The sequence below is a fragment of the Paenarthrobacter nitroguajacolicus genome (assembly GCF_051027655.1).
GTDB lineage: Bacteria > Actinomycetota > Actinomycetes > Actinomycetales > Micrococcaceae > Arthrobacter > Arthrobacter nitroguajacolicus.
Map to the genome: position 1 here is coordinate 2,966,667 of NZ_CP073234.1, position 25,245 is coordinate 2,991,911.

A 25,245-nucleotide genomic window follows, 5' to 3' on the forward strand; every position below is an offset into this window, starting at 1 on the left:
GTCGCCATGCCTGCACCGGCTGTGCCGAATGTTGCGGGATTACTGTGGACTCTAGTCACGATACTAATGCCAATGGCCGTGACCACCCTGTGATGCAGCCACCAAGACCCAGCGTGTTCAGCTGGAAACTCAAGCGGCGCAGCTGCTACCTGACGGGCCCCTGGACGTTACGCAGTGCGTAGATCCCATCGAGCACCTGGGCGTTGGACCGCGGAGCTTTCAGGCTGTGGCGCAGGCCTTTCAAGAGCCCGGCCAAAAGCACTTTGCGGTTCGGAGAGGCGGCGATGGTGCGGGTCCAATTGCGCAGCGAAGCGCCGGTAAACAGGACCTTTTCCCACGGCGCCAAGGCGTTCGATCGGGTATAAACCCAGAGCTTGTTCCGCACTTCATAATAGAAGCGCGGGCCGGGATCCGCTCCCGCATCACCAAATACCTTCGTGTGGTGGTTGGCCACCGATGCGTTGGTGGTCAAAGCGGTACCGCGGCGGGAAATCCTCGCGGTGTACTCAAGGTCATCGTTCCAGATGAAATAGTCCGCAATTGGCAGGCCATGCTGCTTGATCTCTCCAGCGCGTATCAGCACCGACACGAACGAAGCACTCCGGATCTGGGTGGCGCCCAGACGGGCAGCAACGCTGCGTTGGTCCTCGCTCGCTCCCATCCGCGGACGCATACGGTTCATTGGGTGGTCACGGCCATCAGTCCACACAACACGGCTTGCGATGAAGGCCGGGGCCTCTCCCGTTTCCTGTTGGTAGGATTCCGACACGTCCAATGCTTCGCGAAGGGCATTCGCCTGCGGTTCCGTGTCGTCGTCCATGATCCATACGTGGTCGGCACCGTGGTCCAGCACGGCCCGTTCCATACCGACAACAAACCCACCGGCACCGCCCACATTCGTGTTCAACGAGACCACATCAATGGTTACCGGGCTTTGATACTGCTGGAGGAACTCTGCGGTTCCATCCGTGGAGGCATTGTCCACGATGACCACGGCGTCCGGTACCCGGGTACCTGCAACAATGCCTTCCAAGGTCGTCTGGAGGAGTTCACGCCGGTTATAGGTCACCACAACAGCGACCACGACAGGGTGGGACGTCATTTACTTGCCTTTGGTCTTGGATGGTTGGAAACGGCGCCGAATCAGCAGGCCTGCCAGCTTCCAAGGTTCAACGAAAACTCTGTAGGCCACACGGCCCGGGTGAAGGACCAGCCGCCAGGCCCATTCGAGCCCCAAGCGGCCGAGCCAACGTGGCGCTAGTTTTTGGATGCCTGCAACCTGTTCAATGGCACCGCCGACGGCGCAATAGAGGGCGGGGGGCAACTCTGCGAGCCGGCGGTGCAGGACTGTTTCCTGCAGCGGCATCCCAAGTCCGAACAGGACCAGTTGCGGACGGAAATCCGTCAGCCAGTTCACCACCGCGTCCTCCAGGGTGCTGTCCCATCCCTCACCGGGCATTCCATCCACCGTTGCACCGGGGATGATGGAGCGCAGCCGGGCGACCGCCTTCGTATTGGCCGCCCGTCCGGCGCCAACCACGGCTACACGCTCCAGACCGTTGACCTTGCCGAGATCCGGGATCCAATCCATGGAACCGAGCCGGTAGGCCATGGGGCCCTCACCCAGCGTCTGGAGTTGACGTTTGTGGGCGAGTCCCCAAAGCATCGCAACGGGAGCACCATCCAGTAGGACGATCGAGCTTTCCTCGTATAAGGAACGGACATCCGGGCGCGAATGAAGCAGCGTGATGCTGTGAAGATTATGTCCAAGGGCGGTGGCGGTTGTTCCGGCTGCGATGAGTCCGGCCATCGCTTCAATTAGCTCGTTGACGCGCATGGGAGTGGCGTCGACGTCGAAGACGGGGACGCGTTGGCGCTCCGGAATCATTCGGGTTTGGCTTCGCTCGGGGCCCCTGGTTTCACTGATTCTTGGGTTGAATCCACGACGGCGGCCGTTTCCGTTACTTCGATCGGCGCGTCATCCGCTGCTGGGGTCGCGTCACCCGCTGTTGGGGTCGCGTCTTCCACAGGAGGCACCTCCGCAGGAATGGTTTCACCGATGCCCAGAATCGAGGGAACGATCTCGCGGAGTCGCTCCAGCTCGATGGCTCCTTGGCGCACTACCCGGAACGGAGTGGAAGTGGCATCCACAATCGTGGAGGGCAGGGCAGCAGTCCCCTTGACGGGACGGAAACCGCCCTCGAGGTAGACCTCTACGGACTCTGCCAGTTGGAGTCGTGCTTCCGAGGCCGTCTGTGCTGCTTCCTGGCCCGTCCGGTTGGCGGAGGAAACGGCCAACGGACCTGTGAGCCCCAGGAGTTCCAGGGCGATCTGGTCATCGGGCATCCTGAGGGCGACGGTGCCCTTGGTTTCGCCGAGGTCCCAGTCCAAGGACGGCTGTGCATGCAGGATCAGTGTCAGGCCACCAGGCCAGAAGGCCTGCGCCAGCGCCCTCGCATCGGCAGGGACATCGGTGGCCAGCCCGTCCAGGGCATTGACCCGGGGTATCAGGACCGGAGGGGGCATCTGCCGGCTACGCCCCTTGGAGGCCAGCAACATGGTCACGGCCAACGGCGAAAAGGCATCAGCGGCAATGCCGTAGACGGTGTCCGTTGGCATCACGATGCACTTCTTTTCACTGATGGCGCGCTGGGCATGCTGAAGGCCTTCAGTCCGCTGGTCATCGGAAGTGCAGTTATAGGTTGTGGTCACAGCGCTATTCTTTCACTCATCGGGAGACGGGCTTGCCAGGACGGCACTGGTGGCACGTTCCTTGCCGTTCAGGTCACAGTGCGTGGTGACGTCTTTCCAACGCCCCGTTCGTTGCAGCATGCCGGCGATCCAGGCCGCTTGGACTTCCGCATGTTCCATCACGAAGTAACCACCGGGTTTAAGGAGGCGGGCCGCTGAGGCCGCTGCCGCCGTCGGAAGTTCCATGCCGTCCGATCCCCCACCGTACAGTGCCTCCGGCGGATCGTGGAGGGCGACTTCCGGCTCCGTGGGGATCGCTTCGGCCGGGATGTACGGAGGGTTGGACACGACGACGTCGAAAGTTCCGTTGTGCTCAGGGAGCGCATCCCGCAGATCGCCTTCAATGAGCATGACCCCCAAGGGTTCCAGGTTCCTGGCCGCCCAGGCATGCGCGAACGTACTGTATTCCACGGCATGAACCTCAGCGCCCGGAACCTCATGGGCGATGGAACCGGCAATTGCACCGGATCCTGTGCCGAGGTCCACCACCTTGGGTTTCGGCATTCCAGCGAGGTGGTCAATGACCAGCTGCACTACCGATTCCGTTTCAGGACGCGGAATGAAGACGCCGGGACCGACACGCAACGCCAAGTGACGGAAATACGCGACGCCGGTGATGTGCTGCAGTGGGACCCGTCCGGCGCGCTCCTCCACCAGTTCCCGGTAGCCGTCGGGAGCTGGTGTGTCGCCAAGCATCATGGCCCGTAGGCGGCCAAGGCCGCCACCCAGCAAGTGTTCGGCAAGCAACTCGGCGTCGACACGCGGGCTGGGCACACCGGCGTCGGATAAGACGGCAGTAGCCTCGCGAACAGCGTCCGCGAGGCTCTGGCCTTGGTAAAACGTCATGGATGAACTCTGCTGTGGTTGTTGTCCGGCAGCGCTATTCGCCGATGGCGTCCAGGCGTGCCTGCTCGTCAGCTTCAATGGCTGACTGGATCACGGGTTCAAGATCGCCGTTCATGACGGCATCGAGGTTGTAGGCCTTGTAGCCGGTGCGGTGGTCCGCAATACGGTTTTCCGGGAAGTTGTATGTGCGGATGCGCTCTGAACGGTCCATGGTGCGGATCTGCGACTTGCGCTGTTCAGAGTTGGCAGCATCAATTTGTTCCTGCTGGTGGGCCAGAAGGCGCGCGCGGAGGACGCGCATACCGGCTTCACGGTTCTGCAGCTGGGACTTTTCGTTCTGCATGGCCACCACGATGCCCGTAGGCAAGTGGGTAATGCGGACGGCGGAGTCGGTGGTGTTCACGGACTGGCCACCCGGTCCGGATGAACGGTAAACATCGATCTTGAGGTCGTTCTGGTTAATCTCAAGTTCTTCGGGCTCATCAACTTCGGGGAGCACCAACACGCCGGCAGCCGACGTGTGGATGCGGCCCTGCGACTCAGTCACAGGAACCCGCTGGACGCGGTGCACGCCACCTTCAAATTTCAAGCGGGCAAAAACGCCCTGTGCGGGGTCGTTCGAATTGCCTTTAATGGCCACGGCGACGTCTTTGTATCCACCAAGATCGGACTCGGTGGCGGAGATCATTTCAGTCTTCCAGCCCCGCGACTCGGCGTAACGCATGTACATCCGCAGAAGGTCGCCAGCGAACAGTGCAGCTTCGTCGCCACCTTCGCCGCCCTTGACTTCGAGAATCACGTTGCGGGCATCGTCCGGATCACGAGGGATCAGCAGACGGCGCAGCCGCTCCTGTGCCGCAGGAATCTGCTCCTCCAACTGCACAACTTCTGCAGCGAATTCGGGATCTTCGTCTGCCATCTCTTTGGCAGCTTCCAGATCATCATTGAGCCCGCGCCATTTGTTGTACGCCTCCACAATGCCCTGGAGCTGAGCAGACCGACGCCCCAACTTCCGGGCAGCAGACTGATCGGCATAAACGGCAGGATCACTCAACTGCGCCTGAATAGCAGCATGCTCATCCAGCAATCCCTGTACGGACTCAAACATTTTCAAACCTCTTTCGACTTCTACAAGTCTAATAACTGCAACGTAGGGTCACGTACAGCCCATCTGGCGGGCCCACATGGGCCAAATGACCTCGCGTGGTGTCGGGTCAAGGATTCCGTCTTAAACAAGGACCGCTCAAAATATGCCGGCCAGGGAGTGGCTTCGGGCCTGCCGGAGCCGGGTAGCTTCTGATCGTAGATCAGAAGCTACCCGGCGTAGGGGCGGGGCCGGCATATTTTGAGCGGTTAGAGCACAGCTATTTGTCGTTGTCCGACTTCGCTCCGAGCGTCGTCTTCTGAACCTGCATGAGGAACTCGACGTTGCTCTGCGTCTCCCGGATCTTGTTGGTCAGCAGCTCAAGGCTCTGCTGCTGCTCCAGACCGGAAAGGACGCGGCGCAGCTTCCACATGATCTTGACTTCTTCAGGCGAGAGCAGGTTCTCTTCGCGGCGCGTACCGGACGCGTTGACGTCCACTGCCGGGAAGATGCGCTTGTCTGCCAACTGGCGGGACAGGCGGAGCTCCATGTTGCCGGTGCCCTTGAACTCTTCGAAGATGACTTCGTCCATCTTGGAGCCGGTCTCGACGAGCGCGGTTGCAAGGATGGTGAGCGAGCCACCGTTTTCGATGTTACGGGCTGCACCGAAGAAGCGCTTGGGCGGGTACAGAGCTGCGGAGTCCACGCCACCGGACAGAATGCGGCCTGAGGCCGGTGCTGCCAGGTTGTAGGCGCGGCCCAGGCGGGTCATTGAGTCCAGGAGGACCACCACGTCCATGCCCATTTCCACGAGGCGCTTGGCGCGTTCAATGGAGAGCTCGGCAACGGTGGTGTGGTCGTCTGCGGGACGGTCGAAGGTAGAGGCGATGACCTCACCCTTGACGGTGCGCTGCATGTCCGTGACTTCTTCGGGACGTTCGTCCACCAGCACCATCATGAGGTGAACCTCAGGGTTGTTGGTGGTGATCGCGTTCGCGATGGACTGCAGGATGAGCGTCTTGCCGGCCTTCGGCGGGGAGACGATCAGGCCACGCTGGCCCTTGCCGATCGGGGCCACGAGGTCGATGACACGCGGACCGATCTTCTTGGGATCCGTCTCGAGGCGCAGGCGCTCGGACGGGTACAGCGGTACGAGCTTGGCGAACTCGACGCGATCCTTGAGTTCTTCCGGCGTCTTGCCGTTGACAGAGGTGACGCGGACGAGCGCGTTGAACTTCTGGCGGGCAGACTGCTGGCTGCGGTCTTCACCGTCCCGCGGTGCCCGGATGGCGCCGACGACGGCGTCGCCCTTTCGAAGGTTGTACTTCTTGACCTGTGCCAGGGAAACGTAGACGTCGTTTGCACCGGGGAGGTATCCGGAGGTCCGAATGAACGCGTAGTTCTCCAGAACGTCCAGGATGCCGGCTACAGGAAGAAGGACGTCGTCCTCGGTGACCTCGACGTCGTCAACGTCCGGCCCCTGCGCGCGGCCACGGCGGCGCTCGTTGCGGTCGCGGAAGCGGTCGCTGCGGGTGTTTCCATCACGGCTGTCCTGACCGCCACGGCGGTCGCTCCGGTCGTTCTGTTCGTTTCGGTCACGGCGGTTGCGGCGGTTGCGGCGGTTGCCGGTGTCGTCGCCGTCGTTGTTGTCTTCACGGCGTCCGCGGGTGTTGTCGCGACGTTCGCGCTGCTGGTCGCCCGAGTCAGACTGTTCGCGCTGCTCACGCTGTTCCGTGCGGTCAGCACGCTGCTCACGCTGTTCGGTACGGTCGGCACGCTGCTCACGCTGTTCCGTGCGGTCAGCACGCTGCTCACGCTGTTCGGTACGGTCGGCACGCTGCTCACGCTGTTCCGTACGCTGCTCGGCTGCTGGTGCTTCTGCTGCTTCGGCAGGTGCCGCGGCAGCTTCGCCGCGGCGGCGGTTACGGGTTCGCGGCTGGCGACGCTCAGTTGCGGCCTCGCCGGTCTCGACGGGCGCCGGAGCTTCAACAGCCGGTGCGGCTGAGGTCTCGGCAGGCGCAGCAGCGGCTTCAGCGGCTGCTACTACTCCGTCACTTGTAGCCCGACGGCTGCGACCACGACCACGGCCGCGGGGTGCTTCCTGGGCCGGGGCCTCGACAGCTGCATCAGCGGGTGCGCTGCTTTCAGGGGCGGCCTTCGGCTCTGCAGCCCGGGCTTCCTTGGCCGCAGTTGCTTTCGCCGTGCTGGCCTTGGCGGGCGCCTTGGTAGTGGAGGTGCCGGCACGGTGGGCGGAGATGGCCGTGACCAAATCCCCCTTGCGCATACGGGATCCCCCGGAAATGCCCAGCTGGCTCGCGAGAGCCTGGAGCTGGGCGAGCTTAAGGCCTGCGAGGCCGCTGCTCTTGGTGGTTGCTGCAGTTGACGACTCAGCAGCAGAAGATGTTGTGTCCACAGCTGAAGCCAGCTCAGTGGTTTCTGTCACGAAGGATCCTTCCCCCTCGACGGCGTCCAGAGCGAGAGCTGGACGCGATGATTTGTTCTGGGCTGCAGTTCAGATCTGCAGCCGGTGATTTGGGCCGTGCCTGATGGATTGTGGCCAACAGGGCCGGATACTGATCGTCATCACTGGATCCAGTTGCCCGGACAGCCGGCGTAGATTCAGGAAACAGAGAGATTTCTGCGGCACCTGAGACAGGCCGGAAAGAGACGACACCACCAACGTTGGCACAGTTGACGAAAGGTACGGCAAAACACCGAGATCCAAAATCAGGGAACTGCCCGCGGCTTTACCGGCGGTGCACTTCCACTCTAGCACCTTGATCGTCCACAGCCAGCGTCATCACGCGCCAACCGACGTCGGGTGTGTTGTCCGCCGTGAGTGTGCCGATGAATTCGGCGACGCTTACTGCTTCCTCAGCGCCATTGGCCAGCACCATCACGGTGGGGCCTGCGCCGGAGACAACCGCTGCATGGCCGGCCGACCTAAGAGCAGCGATGAGGTCGGCACTGGGGCGCATTGCCTGAGCGCGATAGCTCTGGTGGAGATAGTCTTCCGTGCCGGGCAACAGCAACGTGGGATCCGCGGTGAGTGCGTGAATCAACAAGGCTGCACGTCCGGAATTCATTGCTGCCGCGTGATGTCCAACGGATGCCGGAAGCAATCCGCGTGCAGTCTCCGTGGACAGTTCGTAGTCCGGGACCGCCACCACTGGGATCACCGACCGTGCGACGTCAGCGCGTGTGGTGCTGTACTGCTCGCTGTCCTGCCACGACAGCGCCAGTCCGCCGAAAATGGCGGGTGCGACGTTGTCCGGGTGGCCTTCCATCTCGCTGGTCAACTGCAGGATCCAATCGCGGTCCTGCCGGAATTCGGCAGGGACCAATGCGTTGGCGGCAGATACGGCAGCAACCACAGCCGAGGCTGAAGACCCCAGCCCCCGGCCATGTGGATTGACGTTGTCCGCAATGATCTTCAGACCTGAGTGCCGGAATCCAAGCCGATTCAGCGCAAGGTCAATGGCACGAACAACCAGATGGCTGGCGTCACGTGGGAGGGAGTCAGCGCCCTCACCGGAGAGCTCGAACTCGAGCTCTCCGGTACTGAGGGTTTCCACCGTCAAGGTGTCGTAAATCGACAAGGCCAAGCCGAGGCTGTCGTAACCGGGTCCCAGGTTGGCACTCGTACCGGGGACCTTGACGGTCAGCCGCTGACCTGCCGCGACAAGTGCACGATCGGTCGCGGTGGGCTGCGTTGATTCCACTCTTAGTTTTCTTCCAGTCCCAGTTCTGCGGCAACGGTGACGACGTCGTTCGGCACCTTGACGGGCTGGACATCGCTGCCGTCCTCAGTGCGGAGGGCCCACTGCGGGTCCTTGAGCCCGTGCCCGGTGACCGTGATGACGATGGTTTTGCCGGACGGAACCTCGCCTGCAGCGTGCTTCTTGATCAAGCCCGCGACACCGGCAGCGGAACCGGGCTCTACGAACACGCCTTCCTTTGCGGAAAGCCAGCGGTGGGCGGCCAGGATCTCGTCATCGGTCACAGCCTCAATCAAGCCACCCGATTCGTCACGGGCCGCAACGGCGGTCTCCCACGAGGCCGGATTGCCGATGCGGATGGCAGTAGCGATCGTGTCGGGCTCGGTGATGGGATGCCCTGCAACGAACGGTGCGGCACCTGCAGCTTGGAAGCCCCACATGACGGGCGTCTTGGTGGAAACAGCCGGAAGTGTTCCGTTAGCCGTCTCGAACGGCGCGGAATACTCCTTATAGCCCTTCCAGTAGGCGCTGATGTTGCCTGCGTTGCCCACTGGCAATACGTGGATGTCGGGGGCGTCGCCCAGCGTGTCCACAACTTCGAAGGCTCCGGTCTTCTGGCCCTGGATGCGCGCCGGGTTGACTGAGTTCACCAGGAACACCGGGTAGGCTTCGCCGAGCTTCCGAGCAATGTCCAGGCAGTTGTCGAAGTTACCGTCAACCTGGAGCAGGGTGGCACCGTGGGCGATGGCCTGGCTCAGCTTGCCCATGGAGATCTTGCCTTCGGGTACCAGCACCGCGCACTTGAGGCCTGCGGCCGTCGCGTACGCAGCAGCTGAGGCGGAGGTGTTGCCGGTGGAGGCGCAAACCACGGCCTTAGCACCGGCCTCCACAGCAGCTGTCATGGCCATTGTCATGCCACGGTCCTTGAACGAACCCGTGGGGTTCATGCCTTCGACCTTAAGGTAAACCTCGGAGCCGGTCAGCTCTGAAAGCTTCTGCGCGTGGACCAGAGGCGTGCCGCCCTCGCCCAGGGTGATGACCTTGGTGGCTTCCGTTACAGGCAAACGATCAGCGTATTCGCGGATTACTCCGCGCCATTGGTGAGCCACTTAGACCCCTTCTACCCGGAGTACGGATGTTACAGAATTGATGACGTCCAGGCCTTTCACGGCCTCGACGGTTGCCGCGAGTGCAGCTTCGGATGCACGGTGCGTCACGATTTTCAGCTCGGCCGACTCAACGTTCGAGGCAGAGTCGCGGTGGATCGTTTGACGCATTATTTCGATGGAAACGCCGTTCTCCGCAAAGATGTGCGCGATCCGGGCCAGAACGCCGGCTTGGTCCGCGACGTCCAGGCCGATGTAATAGCTCGTGGTGGACGCATCGATGGCCAGCGCCGGAACGTGGCCAGTGGTGGTCTCCGTCCGGCCCGGGCCGCCCAGGACCAAGCGCCGCGCGGCAGACACGAGGTCACCCAGCACAGCGGATGCGGTGGGCGTTCCACCTGCACCTTGGCCATAGAACATGAGTTCACCGGCGTTTTCCGCTTCGATGAAGACGGCGTTGAAGGCACCACGGACAGCAGCCAACGGGTGTTCGCGCGGCAGGAGCGTGGGGTGGACGCGCACGGAAATGCCGCTGCCGTTGTCCGATGAGTCGATCTTCTCGGCGATTGCGAGCAACTTGATGACAAAGCCGGCTTCCTTGGCGGAGGCAATGTCCGCAGCGCTGACCTTGGTGATGCCTTCGCAATAGACATCGTCCAGGGAGAAGCGCGTGTGGAAGGACAACGATGCAAGGATCGCAGCCTTCGCTGCAGCGTCGTGGCCTTCGACATCGGCTGTGGGGTCGGCTTCCGCATAGCCAAGGCGCTGGGCTTCGGCCAGGGCGTCGGAGAACTGCGCACCGGTGGTGTCCATCTGGTCAAGGATGAAGTTGGTGGTGCCGTTAACGATGCCCAGGACGCGGGTGATGCGGTCGCCGGACAGGCTGTCGCGGATAGGGCGCAGGATGGGGATCGCACCGGCAACGGCGGCCTCGTAGGACAGCTGGACGCCGGCCTTGTCTGCCTCTTCGTAGAGTGTGGGGCCGTCCTGTGCGAGCAGTGCCTTGTTGCCGGTGACAACGCATGCGCCGTTCTGGATGGCCGTCAGGATCAGCGAACGGGCAGGCTCGATGCCGCCCATGAGTTCAATGACGAGGTCTGCGTCCTTCACCAAGGTTTCGGCATCCGTGGTGAATAGTTCGCGCGGCAGTTCTACGTCGCGTGGGGAGTCGATATTGCGCACGGCGATGCCGGCCAGTTCCAAGCGGGCTCCGCTGCGGGCTGCGAGGGCCTCGGCGTCGTCAATCAGAATCCGCGCAACCTGGGCCCCAACGTTGCCACAGCCCAGCAGGGCCACCTTCAAGGTTTGCACTTCAGACATTCGCCACTCCCATGTCGCGGTTCAAGAGATCTTCTTCGGTTTCCCCGCGGACAATCAGCCGGGCGGCTCCGTCGCTTACAGCGACAACGCCAGGCCTGGCCAGGTAGTTGTAGTTGCTGGAGAGGGCCCAGCAGTAGGCGCCGGTACCCGGTACTGCGAGCAAATCACCGGCTGCCACGTCCGCGGGCAGATATACATCTCTAACAACTATGTCGCCGCTCTCGCAATGTTTGCCCACTACGCGGGACAGCTGAGGATCCGCCGAAGAGTTCCGGGAAGCCAAAATTGCCGAATAATCCGCGTCGTAAAGCACCGGGCGCGCGTTATCGCTCATCCCGCCGTCCACCGACACATAGCGGCGGGGATACGTAACGTTGTTGTCCCCGTCTTCCCCCTCAGTAGCGTCAACACGAACGGTTTTGAGCGTGCCGACTTCGTAGAGCGTGAACGTGGTGCTGCCCACGATGGCGCGTCCGGGTTCAATCGAGATACGCGGTGGAGTGATGTCCAGTTCCACGCACTTGGAACGCACGACGGCGGCCATCGCCTGCGCAATTTCGGCTGGCGGCCGGGGTGTATCCACCGGGGTGTAGGCGATTCCGTAGCCGCCGCCCAGATCCAGTTCGGGCATGACGATGGAGTACTTGGCCTGCATGGAGGCCAGGAAGCCCAGCAGCTTCTCCGCTGCAAGGGCAAAGCCGTCGGGCTCAAAGATCTGTGAGCCGATATGGCAGTGCAGGCCCAAGAGCTCGATGCTGGCGTAGGAGGTTGCTGCAGCCACCGCTTCCTCGGCTGCTGACAGGCCTGCTTCATCGGTGGTGTCTCCGGCCATGGAGAGGCCAAACTTCTGGTCCTCGTGTGCCGTGGCGATGAACTCATGGGTGTGGGCGTGTACGCCGGGGGTCAGGCGAAGCATGACCTTGGCAGTTTCGCCACGGCTGGAGGCAATCTTGGCCACCCGCTCCAGTTCATCGAGGCTGTCCACCACGATTCGGCCGACCTTCATATCCAGGGCGCGCTTGATCTCGGCGTCGGACTTGTTGTTGCCGTGCAGGCCAAGATTGGGCCCTTCGATTCCCGCACGGGCGGCAACAGCCAGCTCGCCGCCCGAACAGGTGTCCAAGCGAAGGCCTTCCTCGGAAACCCAACTGGCTACTGCAGTGCACAGGAACGACTTTCCGGCGTAGTAGACATCCACTCCCCCACAAATATCGGCGAAGGCGGAATCAAACGCGTCTTTGAACGCCCGTGCACGGGACCGGAAGTCCGATTCACTCATGACGAACAGCGGAGTTCCGTACTGTTCCTTGAGCTTACTGACGGACACGCCGTCAATGGTGACCTCACCGGCGTCGTTCTTCTCAACCCCGGCAGCCCACATGGGTGCCTGCAAGGCGTTGAGGTCTTCGGGAACAGCCAACCATTCGGGTGCGAGCGGAGAAGCGTGTGTAGCGTTTATGGTCATTTCCCTACATCCGTTCCGGCGCAGAAACGCCCAGCAGTTCGAGTCCGTTGGCCAGCACCTGGCTGGTGGCGTCATTCAGCCACAGGCGCGTGCGGTTAACGTCCTGCACGGGTTCATCGCCTTGCGGCGAGACGCGGCAAGCGTCGTACCAGCGGTGGTAGGCACCGGCGATGACTTCGAGGTGGCGGGCCACGCGGTGCGGCTCACGCAGTTCGGCAGCCTTCGCCACAATAGACGGGTAGCTGCCCAGGTAGGAGAGCAACTCGTTTTCAGTGGCGTGGTCCAGGAGCGATGCGTCAAAGACGGAACGCTCTACGCCGGCCTCCGCAGCATTGCGTGCTGTGCCGCGGGAGCGGGCGTGCGCATACTGCACGTAGAACACCGGGTTCTCGTTGCTGTGTTTCTTCAGCAGTTCCGGATCCAGCGTCAGTGGCGAGTCAGCCGGGAAGCGGGCCAGGGAATACCTGACGGCATCCTTGCCGAGCCAGGAAATAAGGTCCTTGAGCTCGATGATGTTACCGGCACGCTTGGAAAGCTTGGCGCCATTAACGGACACAAGCTGGCCGATGAGGACCTCGATGTTGACCTCGGGATCATCTCCCGCGCAGGCGGCGATGGCCTTCAAACGGTTGATGTATCCGTGGTGGTCCGCGCCGAGCAGGTAGATCTTCTCCGTGAAGCCGCGGTCCTTTTTTGAAAGGTAGTACGCGGCGTCCGCAGCGAAGTAGGTAGGTTCGCCATTGGCGCGGATCATCACACGGTCTTTGTCGTCACCGAAGTCTGTGGTACGCAACCAGACGGCACCGCCATCGTCGAAAACGTGGCCTTGCTCGCGAAGGCGGGCGACGGCGGATTCGATCGCACCGGCGTCGTGCAGTTCCTTTTCCGAGAAGAAGACGTCAAACTCGACGCCAAACTCCGCCAACGTGGTCTTGATGTCTGCCATCTGTGCCTGGTACGCAGCGGCGCGGATAACGGGCAGGGCTGCCTCGTCCGTCAACTCGCGGATATCCGGATGGGCCTTCAGTACTTCGTCGCCAAGTTCGCGGATGTACTCGCCCGGGTAGCCACCCTCAGGCACGCCACGTCCGTGAAGGCGGGAGAGGACCGAGTTTGCGAAGACGTTCATCTGCGAGCCGGCGTCGTTGATGTAATACTCGGCGGTGACGTTGGCACCCGAGGCACGCAGAACACGGGCAATGGCATCGCCCAGAGCGGCCCAGCGTGTGTGCCCGATGTGCAACGGACCGGTTGGATTCGCGGAAACAAACTCCATATTGACCACTCGCCCTGCGAGCGCCTGGTTGGTGCCATAGCTGGTTCCGGCCTCAACAATGGCCTTGGCGAGGGCGCCGGCTGTGGCAGCATCGACGGTGATGTTCAGGAAGCCCGGACCGGCGATTTCCACTCCGGTAACGCCGGGAATGCCCTGCAGATGGTTGCTGAGGATTCCAGCAAATTCGCGGGGATTCATGCCGGCCTGCTTGGAGAGTTGCAGGGCGATGTTGGTGGCCCAGTCTCCATGATCCCGGTTCTTGGGTCGCTCCACTCGTACGGCGTCGGGCACGGCAGATTCCGTCAGGGCGATTTCGCCGGTGGAAACGGCGTCCTTAAGGCAGGCGGATATGGCGGCAGAGAGTTCTTCGGGAGTCACTCTCCTAGCCTACCGGGGGCCCGCAAAGTCGCGGAATTGAGGGTCTCGTATGTGGATAAGCCGGTCACAGCCCACTCACAGGAACGGCTGCCCGACGCCGCAGACTGAACCATTACGCTGAATTCAACGTTGTGAACACGTAGGAGGTGGCCTCGTTGGTCATCCCGGTACACGCAGTATCCCTTGACGTAAATGACCATTGACGAATTCTTGTCCAGTTGAAACGAGCAGAACCATGACTACGCCACTCCGCAAGAGCCTCTACGTTGGTTTCGCCGGCCTCTCCATCATTGGAACAGCTGCGGCCTGCGCCCCCACAACCGAAGCCCCCTCAACCCAAACCCCCGCTACCCAGGAGGGGGGCCAGGCCGCTTCCAGCAGTCCTTCATCAGCGGGCACGTCATCGTCAACGGCTGTCGCTTCCACCGGCGCTTCCACCTATAAGGACGGGACCTACAGCTCCGACGGCACGTACACTTCGCCCAATGGCCAGGAGACGGTGGGCGTCGAGCTGACGCTTGCAGCCGACAAGGTTTCTGCGGTCAACATCACGGTCCACCCCTCCAATCCCAATACCAAAAAGTTCCAGGGTGAGTTCGCCAGTGGCATCGCCGCACAGATCGTGGGCAAGGACATCGATGAGCTCAACGTCTCCAAGGTGGCTGGCTCTTCACTGACGTCCGGTGGCTTCAACGAAGCCGTGGAACAGATCAAGTCCCAGGCCAAGTAGCAGCCATGCCCCACCCTGGCTGGAGCACCTTCCGCTTCGAAGGGATCGGTACGCAGTGGGAGATTTCGACGCCGGACAGCTTAGTACCCGCCGTCCGCAGCGAACTGCTTGAAACAGTAGCGGCATACGACAAGACGTGGTCACGGTTCAGGACGGATTCTCTGGTGTCCGGCCTTTCCCGTAATGCCGGCAAGATCACCCTGCCGGGGCACGCCGTCGTCCTGCAGGAGGTCTATTCCGCGCTGTATCGCCTCACCGGTGGTGCCATGACCCCACTCGTCGGCAGCAGCCTGGAGCGGCTGGGTTATGACGCCACTTATGCCCTCACACCGTCGGGCACTCCCCTCCCTCCGCCCCGCTGGGAAGACGTCCTTGATTGGGCAGGAACCGAGATAACAGTGAAGGAGCCGGTGGTTTTGGACATTGGAGCTGCCGGCAAGGGCCAGCTCGTGGACCTCTTGGGTGAAGTCCTGCGGGAAGCGGGCTGCACCGATTTCCTGGTGGACGGCAGCGGCGACATGCTGCACTCCGGAAAACGCCCGGTCACCGTTGCGTTGGAGCACCCTTATAACCCGCGCCAGGCCGTAGGCACGGTGGAGCTGGATAACTTCGCGCTGTGTGCCTCGGCCTCGAATCGTCGCACGTGGGGTGACGGCCTGCACCATGTCCTGGATGGAACCACGGGCAAGCCAATACACACCACAGTGGCAACCTGGACCATGGCTGCGAGCGCCCTGATGGCGGACGGCCTGGCCACGGCATTGTTCATGCAGGAACCTGCTCCGCTGGAGAAGGAATTCGAATTCTCATGGCTTACGGTGTCGTCGAGCGGTGCTGCCGCATTTTCGAAGGGTTTTGAGGGGAGACTGTTCACATGATTGCCGCTAAGTCCCGCGTGGACACTTGGTTGGGCCGCTTCACCATGTACCGCTTGATTCTCTGGGTGCTGGGTGTACTGGCGGCCTACAGCATGGTCCTCAACATCCTGGGATGGCTGACCTTTGGCCTACCTGAGATGTTGGTCCATCTGGTGCTCTGCCTGGGCGCAACCTATGCATCCGGCCGACTCCTGGCTTTGCTCTTTGGTGTCAAGCAGCATACGGAGTCGTCACTGATCACCGGACTGCTGCTGTATTTCCTCTTCTGGCCCGCCTTTGGAGCGATGGATATGGCGGGCGTTGCTTTGGCTTGCGTGCTGGCCAGCGTGTCCAAGTACGCTCTGGCCTTCCGCGGGCGTCATATCTTCAACCCGGCCGCCGCAGGTGCGTTCATTACGGGCCTGACGGGGCTCAATATCGCCACGTGGTGGGCCGCCACCCCGGCCATGCTCTGGCTCCTGGTTCCGGGAGTGGTGATTGTCCTGTATCGCACACGGAAAATGCTGATGGGCGCCGTTTTCCTGGTGGCTGCCACAAGCATCATCACCGTGGAGCTGCTGAGCCGCGATATGACGCTGGGACAGGCTTTATGGCAGGCCTTGGCCCAACGGCCGTTGCTGTTTTTCGTCGGCTTCATGCTTTCGGAACCTCTCACCCTGCCTCCCCGCCGCTGGCAGCAGTTGGCGCTTGCCGCCGTCGTGGGTGTCGTTTTCGCAGTCCCCTATAATTTCGGCTTCATTGCCAACTCCCCGGAGCTCGCATTGCTGCTGGGCAACCTCATTGCGTTCTTCCTTGGACAGCGCGGCGGCGTCCATCTGACGTTTAAGGGCTCGCGCCCCCTCACCCCCGCCAGTACTGAATTCAGGTTCGAACCGCAGCGGCCTGTGCGTTTTGAGCCCGGACAGTTCATGGAGCTCAACCTGCCGCATTCCGGATCCGACGGCAAGGGCCGTCGCCGCGTCTTCAGCATTACCAGCCCACCTGGCGCGGCTGAGGTTACCTTCGGCGTGGGTACGGCCGAGCCGCTGTCTGCAGCGAAGAAGGCACTGCTTGCGCTTCGACCCGGGGACAGCGTTTCCGCAACAGCCGTGGGTGGAGACTTTGTTTTACCGCACGACGCCGGCAAGCCGGTCCTGCTGATCGCCGCAGGAATCGGCATCACGCCGTTCCTGTCACAGCTGGCCGCCGACGACGCCGCACGCGACACGGTGGTGGTGTACCTCGCGAAAGGTCGCGATGAGCTGGCCTGCGTGGAACAGCTGGAAGCCTCCGGGGCCAAGGTCGTCGCCCGCCTTGCGGACGGTTCCACTCCCCCGGAGTACATGGTCGACGCCGGTACCTCCAGAATCGATGCAGCGCGCCTTAAAGAGCTGGTTCCGGACATTGGGGATCGGGAGGTCTTTGTCTCGGGCTCCCCGGCGAGTGTGGATTCCCTTCGAGCTGCAGCACGTGGCGCAGGAGCGCGTCGGGTGCACGTGGACTCGTTTGCGGGTTACTGATTCGAAGGGTTCGAGGCCGGGCTTGCTGCTCCTGCGCCGTGAATTTCGTCTGCTGTGGCGGGTTTTCATTTGCGGCGCAGGGACTGCTAAGCTCTAGGACGTCCCACCGGCAACGGAGGGAACCCTGGATGCCCTCGTAGCTCAGGGGATAGAGCGTCTGCCTCCGGAGCAGAAGGCCGTAGGTTCGAATCCTATCGAGGGCACAACGAATACCCCGCCAGCCTTGCTGGCGGGGTATTTTTGTGTGCCGGATATGGACTATCAGTTGGGGGCTTGCCGGGCTTGGACCGCAATATTGTCAGCCCCTGCTCCTAGGCTGATTTCAGTTGGTCATACCGATAGCCAAAGGGGTTTTGCCGTGATGTGTTCAATCGTCCCGCCGTATATGCTGCGCAGGATCGCTGCCCGGAACGAACCACGACTCCGGGCAGTTGCCAGGGCCGCGAAGGAGTCGTTGCTGCATATCAAGGATCTGCAGGCCATCCGGACAGCCCCCATCCCTGCTGCACCGCCGAGCGCACGTCAAGCCAAACCCGGTCCACCCAAGCGGACAATCTTCGATGCCGAGTCCTCCGAGGCCTTGCCCGGCCGCATTGTCCGCAAGGAAGGAACCCCACCCGTCGGCGACGTTGCTGCGGACGAGGCCTACGACGGCCTCGGGAGCACACACCGGCTGTACGGGGAGATCTTCGGGCGGGACTCCATTGACGATGCAGGGCTCGCCCTGGATGCAACGGTTCATTACGGGAAGCTCTACGACAACGCCTTTTGGGACGGGAGCCAAATGGTCTTCGGTGACGGCGATGGCCAGATTTTTCAGCGCTTCACCAAGTCCGTGAGTGTCATAGGCCACGAACTTGCGCACGGAGTCACCCAATACACAGCCAATTTGGCCTATCGGAACCAGGCCGGCGCGCTGAACGAGTCCATGTCGGACGTTTTCGGGGTCCTCGTCGAGCAGTATCTGAAGCAGGAGTCCGCCCGGGATGCCAGTTGGCTCATCGGGGAGGGCCTCTTTACAGATCAGGTCCAAGGCGCCGCCCTGCGCTCAATGAAAGCGCCGGGGACGGCTTATGACGACGACGTTTTGGGTAAAGACCCGCAACCGGATTCCATGGATACGTACGTACGGACGAGTGCTGACAATGGCGGAGTGCATATCAACTCCGGCATCCCCAATAAGGCCTTCTACGTGGTTGCCTCGGAACTCGGAGGCCATGCGTGGGAGGCACCCGGCCAGATTTGGTACGACACCTTGACCAGTGGATCCTTGCCGGCAACCTGCACGTTTGGAAAGTTTGCCAAGACCACAGTCGCAACTGCTGTGGAACTTTTCGGGACCGGATCAGCTGAGCATGACGCCGTCCTGAAGGCGTGGGAGACTGTGAAGGTCAAGGTTTAGTCAGGTGGCGGGACCGGACAGTTTGGTTCGGTCCCTGCCGGCTGGCTGACAACGGAACGTCGAACGAGAAGCAGCCGGCCATGAAGATCACCGTCCAACGCAGTGGGGGAATCGCCGCGATGACACGCGTCTGGAGCGTAGATGCTGTATCCCCCGATGAGAAGGAACGATGGGTGCCGATCGTTGAGGCCTGCCCGTGGGACGAAGCCAAGAGTCAGTCCCGGACACCTAATGAGGCGGACCGGTTTATGTACTCCATCCGTGCGGGGCAGCGGCGGGCAACCCTTCCCGACCGCGCCGTAACAGGCCCCTGGCAGGAACTGGTGGAATGCGCCAAGGCCGAAGGTGCAGAGTCGCGGGGTGGGTTCGGAAACCGCCGCTAGGAGGAGCCGCACTCATAGCCCGAAGCGGTTTCGGTCTGCTTCTGGTTTGCGCGATTTCAGATGGCTTCTGCCAACTGACCCCGGAATGCCCGCCTGTAGCTTTGCGGACTTGTGTCCAACACTTTGGTGAAGTGGTGACGCAGCAGGACGGAATGCCCGAACCCTGCAACACGGGCGATCTCGTCGATGTTCAACTCAGTGGTTTCCAACAGTTCCTGCGCACGCAGCACACGTTGCGAGTTCAGCCAGGCTGCGGGCGTCGCTCCGGTTTCCGCCCGGAAACGGCGGGCAAACGTCCTGGGAGACATGTGGAGCCGCGCAGCCAACTCGTTCACGCTGTGCTCTTCGTCGAGGTGTTCAACCATCCAGCGCAGCAATGCCTCCATGGGCGCTGAGCCGCAGCGGGGCATGGGCCTGTCGATGAACTGGGCCTGGCCGCCGTCGCGATGCGGCGGTACCACCATGTCGCGCGCGATCGCGGCTGCTACGTTCGCTCCCAGCTCCTCACGAACGAGATGGAGGCATGCGTCGATTCCGGCGGCCGTGCCAGCACTGGTGATGATGGTCCCGTCCTGAACGTAGAGGACGTTCTCGTCCACGATAGCGTTCGGGTACCGGCTGGCCAGGTCCTGCGAATAGTGCCAGTGCGTGGTGCAGCGACGCCCGTCCAGTAGACCTGCCCGGGCGAGGGCATAGGCACCGGAGCAAATGGACATCACCCACGCGCCCCTGGCATGCGCTGCGCGCAAGGCAGCCATAACGGACTCGGGGACGTCCTGGTCACGGCCAAACGGCGCCATGATGACGAGATCCGCGTCGGCTGCTGCTTCGAGGCCGAGGTTTACATGAAGGGACAAGCCGGATTTCATGCGGATATCACCCGGTTCCGGGGCAACCACGCGGAAGTCAAAAGCCGGTACTCCGGCACCCCGGTCCGATCGGTCAATGCCGAAGACCTCGAAGGCTGTACCGAATTCAAAGACCGAGAAGTTGGGAACCACGATCACCGCCACTGATTTCAACATATCTCCAGTGTGGCAGAAATTTATCTAAATGGGGCATTTCTGCCACTGTTTCTTCAGCTGCCGTGAGAGCAGGCTTGAGGCATGGAAATCTTTGGAATCATCCTCTTCATCGTCCTCATCACCGCCGTCGCTGCCACCGTTTCAGCCCTGTTGAAGGATGGACGCGGGCACAACCCGCCCATCAACTCCAAGGAACCCTGGAGCGCTTTCGACGCTCCGAGCAGCCCGTATTGGAACCCCCGTATCTACTAGGGGATGCCAAGCCGCCGCGAGGTGCACCAGGCCACATCCATATGACGCCCGCCCGTTCACGGAATTCTGCAGGATTCCCCCGAACGGCGGGCGTCCCTATGTTGCCCCTGGTCCCGCCAATGGACCCATGCGGATGTCCCATGGGCTAGATTCACATGCATGATCCAAACGTCTGCGCGGCTCCTCCAGCTGTTGTCACTGCTGCAGGTGCGCCGCGAGTGGACGGGACCAGCCTTGGCCCACCGCATGGGTGTGACGGAGCGGACCGTGCGCCGGGACATCGACAAGCTGCGCAACCTGGGATATCCCATACACGCCTCCCCCGGCATAGCCGGTGGTTATCAGCTTGGTGCCGGCGCCCAGCTTCCGCCGCTGCTGCTGGATGACAACGAAGCCCTGGCTGTCGCCCTGGGTTTGAATTCCGTAGCCGCGGGCCCCGTGGCAGGCATCGGTGAGGCATCCGTCCGCGCCTTGGCAAAGCTGGAGCAGGTCTTGCCGTCCCGCCTGCGTCCCAAGTTCGCCATGCTGAAAGCCGCCGTCACCACCCTCCCCAGCAACGCGGGGACCGTTGATCCCCAGCAACTGACCGTCGTCTCCGCCGCCATATCGGACCGGCGCCAAATCTCCTTCGACTACGTGAAATCCGACGGCGAATCAGCACGCCGGCTGGTGGAGCCCTACAGGTTGGTGGACACCGGACGCCGCTGGTATCTGGTGGCGTGGGACGTTGAACGGGAAGATTGGCGAACCTTCAGGGCTGACCGTCTTGCTTCCCTGCCATCGGAACGGAAGAGGTACACGCCAAGGCCCCTGCCTGCAGAAGACCTCGCCGCTTACGTGCAGCAGTCCATCACCCGCTCGCCGTACAGGTTCGACGTCGTGGTGCGGCTCCGCGCTCCACTGGCCGAGGTAGCCGCCACCATTAGTTCTCAATATGCGACACTGACTGCCGACGGCCTGAATGCCACCATCCTGCGCTCCGGATGGGACAACCTTGCCGCCCCGGCGGCGTACCTGGCAGCTATGGACCTGGACTTTGAGATCCTCGAGCCTGCTGAATTCAAGGCTTACGCCATGGAACTATCGAGCCGGCTGCGTGCTGCGGCCGGGACTGTGACGGACACAGCGGACGTGGAACCCCACTCACAGTAGACTGACAGCAGCCATGACACTTCATATTTCCTACCCCGCAGAGCTGCCCGTATCCGAGCGCCGCGAGGATCTGATGGCGGCCATCGCCGCAAACCAGGTGACCATCATTGCCGGCGAGACCGGTTCGGGTAAGACCACCCAGATCCCCAAAATGTGCCTCGAGCTTGGCCTTGGAGACAAGAGCCTCATCGGGCACACCCAGCCACGCCGGCTGGCAGCCCGCACCGTGGCCGAACGCATCGCGTCCGAACTCGACGTGGAAATTGGCCAGGAAGTGGGCTTCCAGGTCCGCTTCACCGGAGAGGTCAGCGCCTCCACCAAAGTCAAGCTGATGACCGACGGCATCCTCCTCGCAGAGATCCAGCGGGACAAACTGCTGCGGAAATACAGCACCATCATCATCGACGAAGCCCACGAGCGCAGCCTCAACATCGACTTCATCCTGGGCTACCTCAAGCGCATCCTCCCCCAGCGCCCGGACCTCAAGGTGATCATCACCTCGGCCACCATCGATCCCCAACGGTTTGCCAAACACTTCGGCACCGAAGAAGATCCGGCTCCGATCATCGAGGTCTCCGGACGAACGTATCCCGTGGAGATCCGGTACAGGCCTTTATCGCAGCCGGCGGGCGGGGACGAAGACACCTCGGACGATGAACTCGAAGAGGACCGCGATCCCCTGGACGCTGTGTGCGACGCCGTGGACGAGCTCGCCAAGGAAGCGCCCGGCGACATCCTCATTTTCTTCTCCGGCGAGCGCGAAATCAGGGATGCTGCTGAAGCCATCAACGGCCGCATCCAAACAAACAGGCGCCTGGCCGGGACGGAAGTTCTGCCCCTTTTTGCCCGATTGAGCCTGCAAGAGCAGCACAGGGTATTCAACCCCGGCGGAAAACGGCGCATCATCCTGGCCACCAACGTTGCCGAAACGTCGCTGACCGTGCCAGGCATCAAGTACGTGATCGACACCGGAACCGCTCGTATTTCCCGGTACTCACACCGTACTAAAGTCCAGCGCCTTCCCATCGAGCGCGTCTCACAGGCCTCGGCCAACCAGCGCTCGGGCCGCTGTGGGCGCGTTTCCGAGGGCATTGCCATCCGCTTGTACTCGGAGGAGGACTTCGAGTCGCGTCCGCTGTTCACGGACCCGGAGATTCTCCGGACCAACCTCGCTGCCGTCATCCTGCAGATGACCGCGATGGGAGTTGCCCGCGGACCCAAAGACGTAGAGAACTTCCCGTTCGTGGAACCGCCCGACTCCCGGGCCATCAACGACGGCGTCACGCTCCTGCGCGAACTCGGCGCCTTGACGTCGCCCAAGTCCGGTGACGCGGGTGGCAACGGTCGCAGCGGCAGTGGACTGACCGCCGTCGGGCAGAAATTGGCTCAGCTGCCTGTGGATCCACGGCTGGGCCGGATGATCGTGGAGGCGGGAAAGCGCGGCTGTGTCCGCGAGGTCATGATCCTGGCGGCCGCCCTCACTATCCAGGACCCCCGTGAACGGCCAACAGACAAGCAACAGCTGGCTGCGGAGAAGCATGCACGATTCCGGGACGAACTCTCGGACTTCACCGGCTTCCTCAATCTGTGGAACTACATCCAGGAAAAGCAGCGCGAGCTGTCCTCCACCCAGTTCCGCAAGCTATGCCGCAACGAATTCATCAATTACCTGCGCGTGCGTGAGTGGCAGGACCTCTTCACCCAGCTCCGGCAGATGGCCAAACCCCTTGGCATATCGCTGGACAACAAACGGGAAGCGGATCCCGTAGGCAACTACGAGGGCGTCCACATCAGCCTGCTTTCCGGCTTGCTAAGCCATATCGGCCTGCTGGATGAGCGCAAGCGTGAATATGCCGGCGCCCGCGGAAGCCGGTTTGCGATCTTCCCAGGTTCAGCACTATTCAAGAAATCGCCTACGTTCGTTATGGCGGCGGAACTGGTGGAAACCAGCCGCCTCTGGGCACGTGTCGCCGCCAAGTTCGATCCCCTGTGGGCCGAGCAGGTAGCTCCGGACCTGGTAAAGCGGTCCTACAGTGAGCCGCACTGGTCTTCACGGCAAGGGGCCGTCATGGCTCACGAGAAAGTGACGCTCTACGGCGTCCCGATCATTCCCAACCGCCGCGTCAACTACGGACGGGTCGATCCCGAACTCTCACGTGAACTGTTCATCCGCCACGCGCTGGTAGAAGGCGAGTGGAAGACCCATCACAAGTTCTTCCACCGTAACCGCGCCCTCCTGCAGGAAATCGAAGAACTCGAAACCCGCATGCGGCGCCGCGACATCCTGGTGGACGATCAGACGCTCTTCGAGTTCTACGACGCACGTGTGGGCAAGGAAGTGGTTTCCGAGAGGCACTTTGATAAGTGGTGGAAGGATGCCCGCCAGTCAGACCCCGACCTCCTGGACTTCGACCAATCGTTGCTGATGAGCGAAGATGCCGAGGCACTGGACGACTCCGCATATCCGAAGAGTTGGCTGCACAAGGGATTCGAACTGCCCCTGAGCTACGAATTCCATCCTGTGGCTCCAGGCTCGGCCCCCAACCCGTCCGACGGCGTCACCGCCGAAGTTCCGGTGTTGTTCCTCAACCAATTGGACGACGCCCCCTTCCGTTGGCAGATCCCGGGCCAACGGGTGGAGCTGGTCACTGCCCTCATCAAATCGCTGCCCAAGCAAGTCCGGAAGAATTTCGTGCCTGCCCCTGACGTTGCCAGGCAAGCAACCGCAGCACTGGAAGCAGACTTCGATCCCGCCACCGATGAGCTCGAGCCGTCCTTGGAACTTGTCCTTCGACGGCTCCGCGGGCACGTCATTCCCCCTGGATCCTGGAATTGGGACGCAGTACCGCCGCATCTGCGCGTGAGCTTCAAGGTGGTGGACAGCAGTGGCAAGGTGCTCGACGAAGGAAAGGACCTCGCTGGACTCCAGGAAAAGCTGGCACCGGCCACGCGCCGCGCCATTGCCGAATCACTCGGAGCAACACCTGCGACGACGTCACGCGCCAAAGGCGTCAAGGCAACCGGCCCGCTGAGCGCACCCAACGGCGGAACGCCGGCTTCAGGGCCGGCTCCTGCCGGTGGCGGAGCGGTTGCCGAACGCGAAGGTATCACCGCATGGGACTTCGGCGCAGTGGAACGCCAAGTGACGCGCACCGTGAAGGGTCACGCCGTGACGGGCTTCCCTGCAGTCGTCGATGAGGGCAAGTCTGTCGCCCTTCGTGTTTTCCAGACCCGGCCGGAACAGGAAGCCGCCATGCGGGGCGGTGTTATCCGGCTGCTGGCCCTCCGGATCCCGCCACCCGACCGTTACGTGCTGGAACACCTCAGTAATACGGAGAAGCTGACGTTCAGCCAAAACCCGCATGGATCCGTGAGTGCCCTCATCGCTGACTGTGCACTGGCAGCCATCGACAAACTGGTTCCGCAGGATCTGCCGTGGGACAAGGAGGCCTTCGATGCGTTGTACGAAGTGGTCAGGGCAGAACTGATCGACACCGTGTTCACGGTGACCGCCGTCGTCGAACGCATCCTGGCCAGTACGCGGCGCATCCAGAAGCAGCTGAAGTCCAACACCAGCCTGCCACTGATCAGCGCCCTCAATGACATGAAGAGCCAGCTGGAGCAACTGGTGTTCCCGGGCTTTGTGGCACAGACGGGTTATGCGCAGCTCAGCCAACTGCCACGCTATCTGCAGGCGATCGAGAAGCGGCTGGAAAAGCTCCCGGGCAACGTTCAACGGGACAACCTCAACATGGCAATAGTGCAGGCACTGGAGGACGACTACGACGACGCTGTGTCGGCGCTCCTTCCGGGACGCAGGGCGGGCACCGAGTTAACCCGGGTGCGCTGGATGATCGAAGAGCTCCGGGTGAGCCTCTTCGCCGTCGAGCTTGGTACTGCCTACTCGGTGTCGGAAAAGCGCATCCGCACGGTGCTGAACCAAGCCTTGGCACCCGCATAGCCGCGGCGCAATGCCATG

Annotated in this window: 20 protein-coding genes and 1 tRNA gene; 9 read left to right on the forward strand and 12 right to left on the reverse strand. The window is 62.1% G+C overall.

The genetic code is table 11. The annotated features are described in order from the left end of the window. Positions 1–145 precede the first annotated feature (145 nt). The 11 genes from KCX59_RS14095 to argS all read right to left on the reverse strand — a co-directional run bounded on the left by KCX59_RS14095 (position 146) and on the right by argS (position 13,945). The gene (locus tag KCX59_RS14095; RefSeq protein ID WP_179017178.1) at positions 146–1,102 is read right to left on the reverse strand and encodes a glycosyltransferase; all 957 of its coding nucleotides are present in this window, start codon (positions 1,100–1,102) and stop codon (positions 146–148) included. After that, positions 1,103–1,888, reverse strand: coding sequence for a WecB/TagA/CpsF family glycosyltransferase (locus KCX59_RS14100; RefSeq protein WP_179017177.1), 786 nt, complete (start codon positions 1,886–1,888; stop codon positions 1,103–1,105). Beyond that, the gene (locus KCX59_RS14105; protein ID WP_091468410.1) at positions 1,885–2,712 is read right to left on the reverse strand and encodes an L-threonylcarbamoyladenylate synthase; all 828 of its coding nucleotides are present in this window, start codon (positions 2,710–2,712) and stop codon (positions 1,885–1,887) included. The genes KCX59_RS14100 and KCX59_RS14105 overlap by 4 nt, the downstream gene beginning before the upstream one ends. 12 nt (positions 2,713–2,724) lie before the next feature. Then, the gene (gene prmC / locus KCX59_RS14110) at positions 2,725–3,597 is read right to left on the reverse strand and encodes a peptide chain release factor N(5)-glutamine methyltransferase (protein ID WP_179017176.1); all 873 of its coding nucleotides are present in this window, start codon (positions 3,595–3,597) and stop codon (positions 2,725–2,727) included. Positions 3,598–3,631: 34 nt separating this feature from the next. Then, the gene (gene prfA, locus KCX59_RS14115) at positions 3,632–4,705 is read right to left on the reverse strand and encodes a peptide chain release factor 1 (RefSeq protein ID WP_014922181.1); all 1,074 of its coding nucleotides are present in this window, start codon (positions 4,703–4,705) and stop codon (positions 3,632–3,634) included. Between the two features lie 256 nt (positions 4,706–4,961). Then, complete coding sequence (rho, locus tag KCX59_RS14120; protein ID WP_179017175.1) at positions 4,962–7,124, reverse strand: transcription termination factor Rho; 2,163 nt, start codon at positions 7,122–7,124, stop codon at positions 4,962–4,964. A gap of 304 nt (positions 7,125–7,428) precedes the next feature. Further along, positions 7,429–8,403 carry a homoserine kinase gene (gene thrB, locus KCX59_RS14125; protein WP_179017174.1) on the reverse strand — a complete coding sequence of 325 codons (975 nt, stop codon included), beginning with the start codon at positions 8,401–8,403 and terminating at the stop codon, positions 7,429–7,431. Between the two features lie 2 nt (positions 8,404–8,405). Next, positions 8,406–9,509, reverse strand: coding sequence for a threonine synthase (gene thrC, locus KCX59_RS14130; protein ID WP_091468420.1), 1,104 nt, complete (start codon positions 9,507–9,509; stop codon positions 8,406–8,408). Beyond that, a complete protein-coding gene (locus tag KCX59_RS14135) occupies positions 9,510–10,826 on the reverse strand; it encodes a homoserine dehydrogenase (RefSeq protein WP_091468423.1) in 1,317 nt (438 codons plus the stop codon). Then, positions 10,819–12,291 carry a diaminopimelate decarboxylase gene (gene lysA, locus KCX59_RS14140; protein ID WP_179017173.1) on the reverse strand — a complete coding sequence of 491 codons (1,473 nt, stop codon included), beginning with the start codon at positions 12,289–12,291 and terminating at the stop codon, positions 10,819–10,821. The genes KCX59_RS14135 and lysA overlap by 8 nt, the downstream gene beginning before the upstream one ends. A 4-nt stretch (positions 12,292–12,295) precedes the next feature. Next, on the reverse strand, positions 12,296–13,945 hold the full coding sequence (argS, locus tag KCX59_RS14145; RefSeq protein WP_091468428.1) for an arginine--tRNA ligase: 1,650 nt from the start codon (positions 13,943–13,945) through the stop codon (positions 12,296–12,298). A 235-nt stretch (positions 13,946–14,180) separates the two neighbouring features. Here argS and KCX59_RS14150 point away from each other — a divergent pair, with 235 nt between their 5' ends. From KCX59_RS14150 to KCX59_RS14175, 6 genes are all read left to right on the forward strand, one after another. Further along, entirely contained in the window at positions 14,181–14,675 is a 495-nt protein-coding gene (locus tag KCX59_RS14150; protein WP_178996825.1) for an FMN-binding protein, read from the forward strand. 5 nt (positions 14,676–14,680) lie between these two features. Next, complete coding sequence (locus KCX59_RS14155) at positions 14,681–15,553, forward strand: FAD:protein FMN transferase (protein WP_179017172.1); 873 nt, start codon at positions 14,681–14,683, stop codon at positions 15,551–15,553. Then, the gene (locus tag KCX59_RS14160) at positions 15,550–17,052 is read left to right on the forward strand and encodes an FAD-dependent oxidoreductase (protein WP_179017171.1); all 1,503 of its coding nucleotides are present in this window, start codon (positions 15,550–15,552) and stop codon (positions 17,050–17,052) included. Before KCX59_RS14155 ends, KCX59_RS14160 begins: the two co-directional genes overlap by 4 nt. Before the next feature lie 130 nt (positions 17,053–17,182). After that, a tRNA-Arg gene (locus KCX59_RS14165) sits at positions 17,183–17,255 on the forward strand. Between the two features lie 158 nt (positions 17,256–17,413). Then, on the forward strand, positions 17,414–18,454 hold the full coding sequence (locus KCX59_RS14170; RefSeq protein WP_256871385.1) for a M4 family metallopeptidase: 1,041 nt from the start codon (positions 17,414–17,416) through the stop codon (positions 18,452–18,454). An 80-nt stretch (positions 18,455–18,534) separates the two neighbouring features. Then, positions 18,535–18,837 carry a protealysin inhibitor emfourin gene (locus KCX59_RS14175; protein ID WP_178996829.1) on the forward strand — a complete coding sequence of 101 codons (303 nt, stop codon included), beginning with the start codon at positions 18,535–18,537 and terminating at the stop codon, positions 18,835–18,837. Between the two features lie 56 nt (positions 18,838–18,893). On the opposite strand, the gene KCX59_RS14180 is transcribed toward KCX59_RS14175, so the two are convergent. Further along, the gene (locus KCX59_RS14180) at positions 18,894–19,862 is read right to left on the reverse strand and encodes a GlxA family transcriptional regulator (RefSeq protein WP_091468447.1); all 969 of its coding nucleotides are present in this window, start codon (positions 19,860–19,862) and stop codon (positions 18,894–18,896) included. Between the two features lie 81 nt (positions 19,863–19,943). Here KCX59_RS14180 and KCX59_RS14185 point away from each other — a divergent pair, with 81 nt between their 5' ends. From KCX59_RS14185 to hrpA, 3 genes are all read left to right on the forward strand, one after another. Next, the gene (locus tag KCX59_RS14185; RefSeq protein ID WP_014922190.1) at positions 19,944–20,114 is read left to right on the forward strand and encodes a hypothetical protein; all 171 of its coding nucleotides are present in this window, start codon (positions 19,944–19,946) and stop codon (positions 20,112–20,114) included. A gap of 159 nt (positions 20,115–20,273) precedes the next feature. Beyond that, on the forward strand, positions 20,274–21,266 hold the full coding sequence (locus tag KCX59_RS14190) for a helix-turn-helix transcriptional regulator (RefSeq protein ID WP_178996830.1): 993 nt from the start codon (positions 20,274–20,276) through the stop codon (positions 21,264–21,266). A 13-nt stretch (positions 21,267–21,279) separates the two neighbouring features. Further along, positions 21,280–25,227, forward strand: coding sequence for an ATP-dependent RNA helicase HrpA (gene hrpA, locus KCX59_RS14195; RefSeq protein ID WP_179017169.1), 3,948 nt, complete (start codon positions 21,280–21,282; stop codon positions 25,225–25,227). Positions 25,228–25,245 lie beyond the last annotated feature (18 nt).

What these genes read in the sequence shown, in the direction of transcription:
- KCX59_RS14095 (WP_179017178.1), bottom strand. Translation starts at nt 1,102, where the DNA reads ATGACGTCCCACCCTGTCGTGGTCGCTGTTGTGGTGACCTATAACCGG.
- KCX59_RS14100 (WP_179017177.1), bottom strand. Translation starts at nt 1,888, where the DNA reads ATGATTCCGGAGCGCCAACGCGTCCCCGTCTTCGACGTCGACGCCACT.
- prmC (WP_179017176.1), bottom strand. Translation starts at nt 3,597, where the DNA reads ATGACGTTTTACCAAGGCCAGAGCCTCGCGGACGCTGTTCGCGAGGCT.
- prfA (WP_014922181.1), bottom strand. Translation starts at nt 4,705, where the DNA reads ATGTTTGAGTCCGTACAGGGATTGCTGGATGAGCATGCTGCTATTCAG.
- KCX59_RS14135 (WP_091468423.1), bottom strand. Translation starts at nt 10,826, where the DNA reads ATGTCTGAAGTGCAAACCTTGAAGGTGGCCCTGCTGGGCTGTGGCAAC.
- lysA (WP_179017173.1), bottom strand. Translation starts at nt 12,291, where the DNA reads ATGACCATAAACGCTACACACGCTTCTCCGCTCGCACCCGAATGGTTG.
- KCX59_RS14150 (WP_178996825.1), top strand. Translation starts at nt 14,181, where the DNA reads ATGACTACGCCACTCCGCAAGAGCCTCTACGTTGGTTTCGCCGGCCTC.
- KCX59_RS14155 (WP_179017172.1), top strand. Translation starts at nt 14,681, where the DNA reads ATGCCCCACCCTGGCTGGAGCACCTTCCGCTTCGAAGGGATCGGTACG.
- KCX59_RS14160 (WP_179017171.1), top strand. Translation starts at nt 15,550, where the DNA reads ATGATTGCCGCTAAGTCCCGCGTGGACACTTGGTTGGGCCGCTTCACC.
- KCX59_RS14170 (WP_256871385.1), top strand. Translation starts at nt 17,414, where the DNA reads ATGTGTTCAATCGTCCCGCCGTATATGCTGCGCAGGATCGCTGCCCGG.
- KCX59_RS14175 (WP_178996829.1), top strand. Translation starts at nt 18,535, where the DNA reads ATGAAGATCACCGTCCAACGCAGTGGGGGAATCGCCGCGATGACACGC.
- KCX59_RS14180 (WP_091468447.1), bottom strand. Translation starts at nt 19,862, where the DNA reads ATGTTGAAATCAGTGGCGGTGATCGTGGTTCCCAACTTCTCGGTCTTT.
- KCX59_RS14185 (WP_014922190.1), top strand. Translation starts at nt 19,944, where the DNA reads ATGGAAATCTTTGGAATCATCCTCTTCATCGTCCTCATCACCGCCGTC.
- KCX59_RS14190 (WP_178996830.1), top strand. Translation starts at nt 20,274, where the DNA reads ATGATCCAAACGTCTGCGCGGCTCCTCCAGCTGTTGTCACTGCTGCAG.
- hrpA (WP_179017169.1), top strand. Translation starts at nt 21,280, where the DNA reads ATGACACTTCATATTTCCTACCCCGCAGAGCTGCCCGTATCCGAGCGC.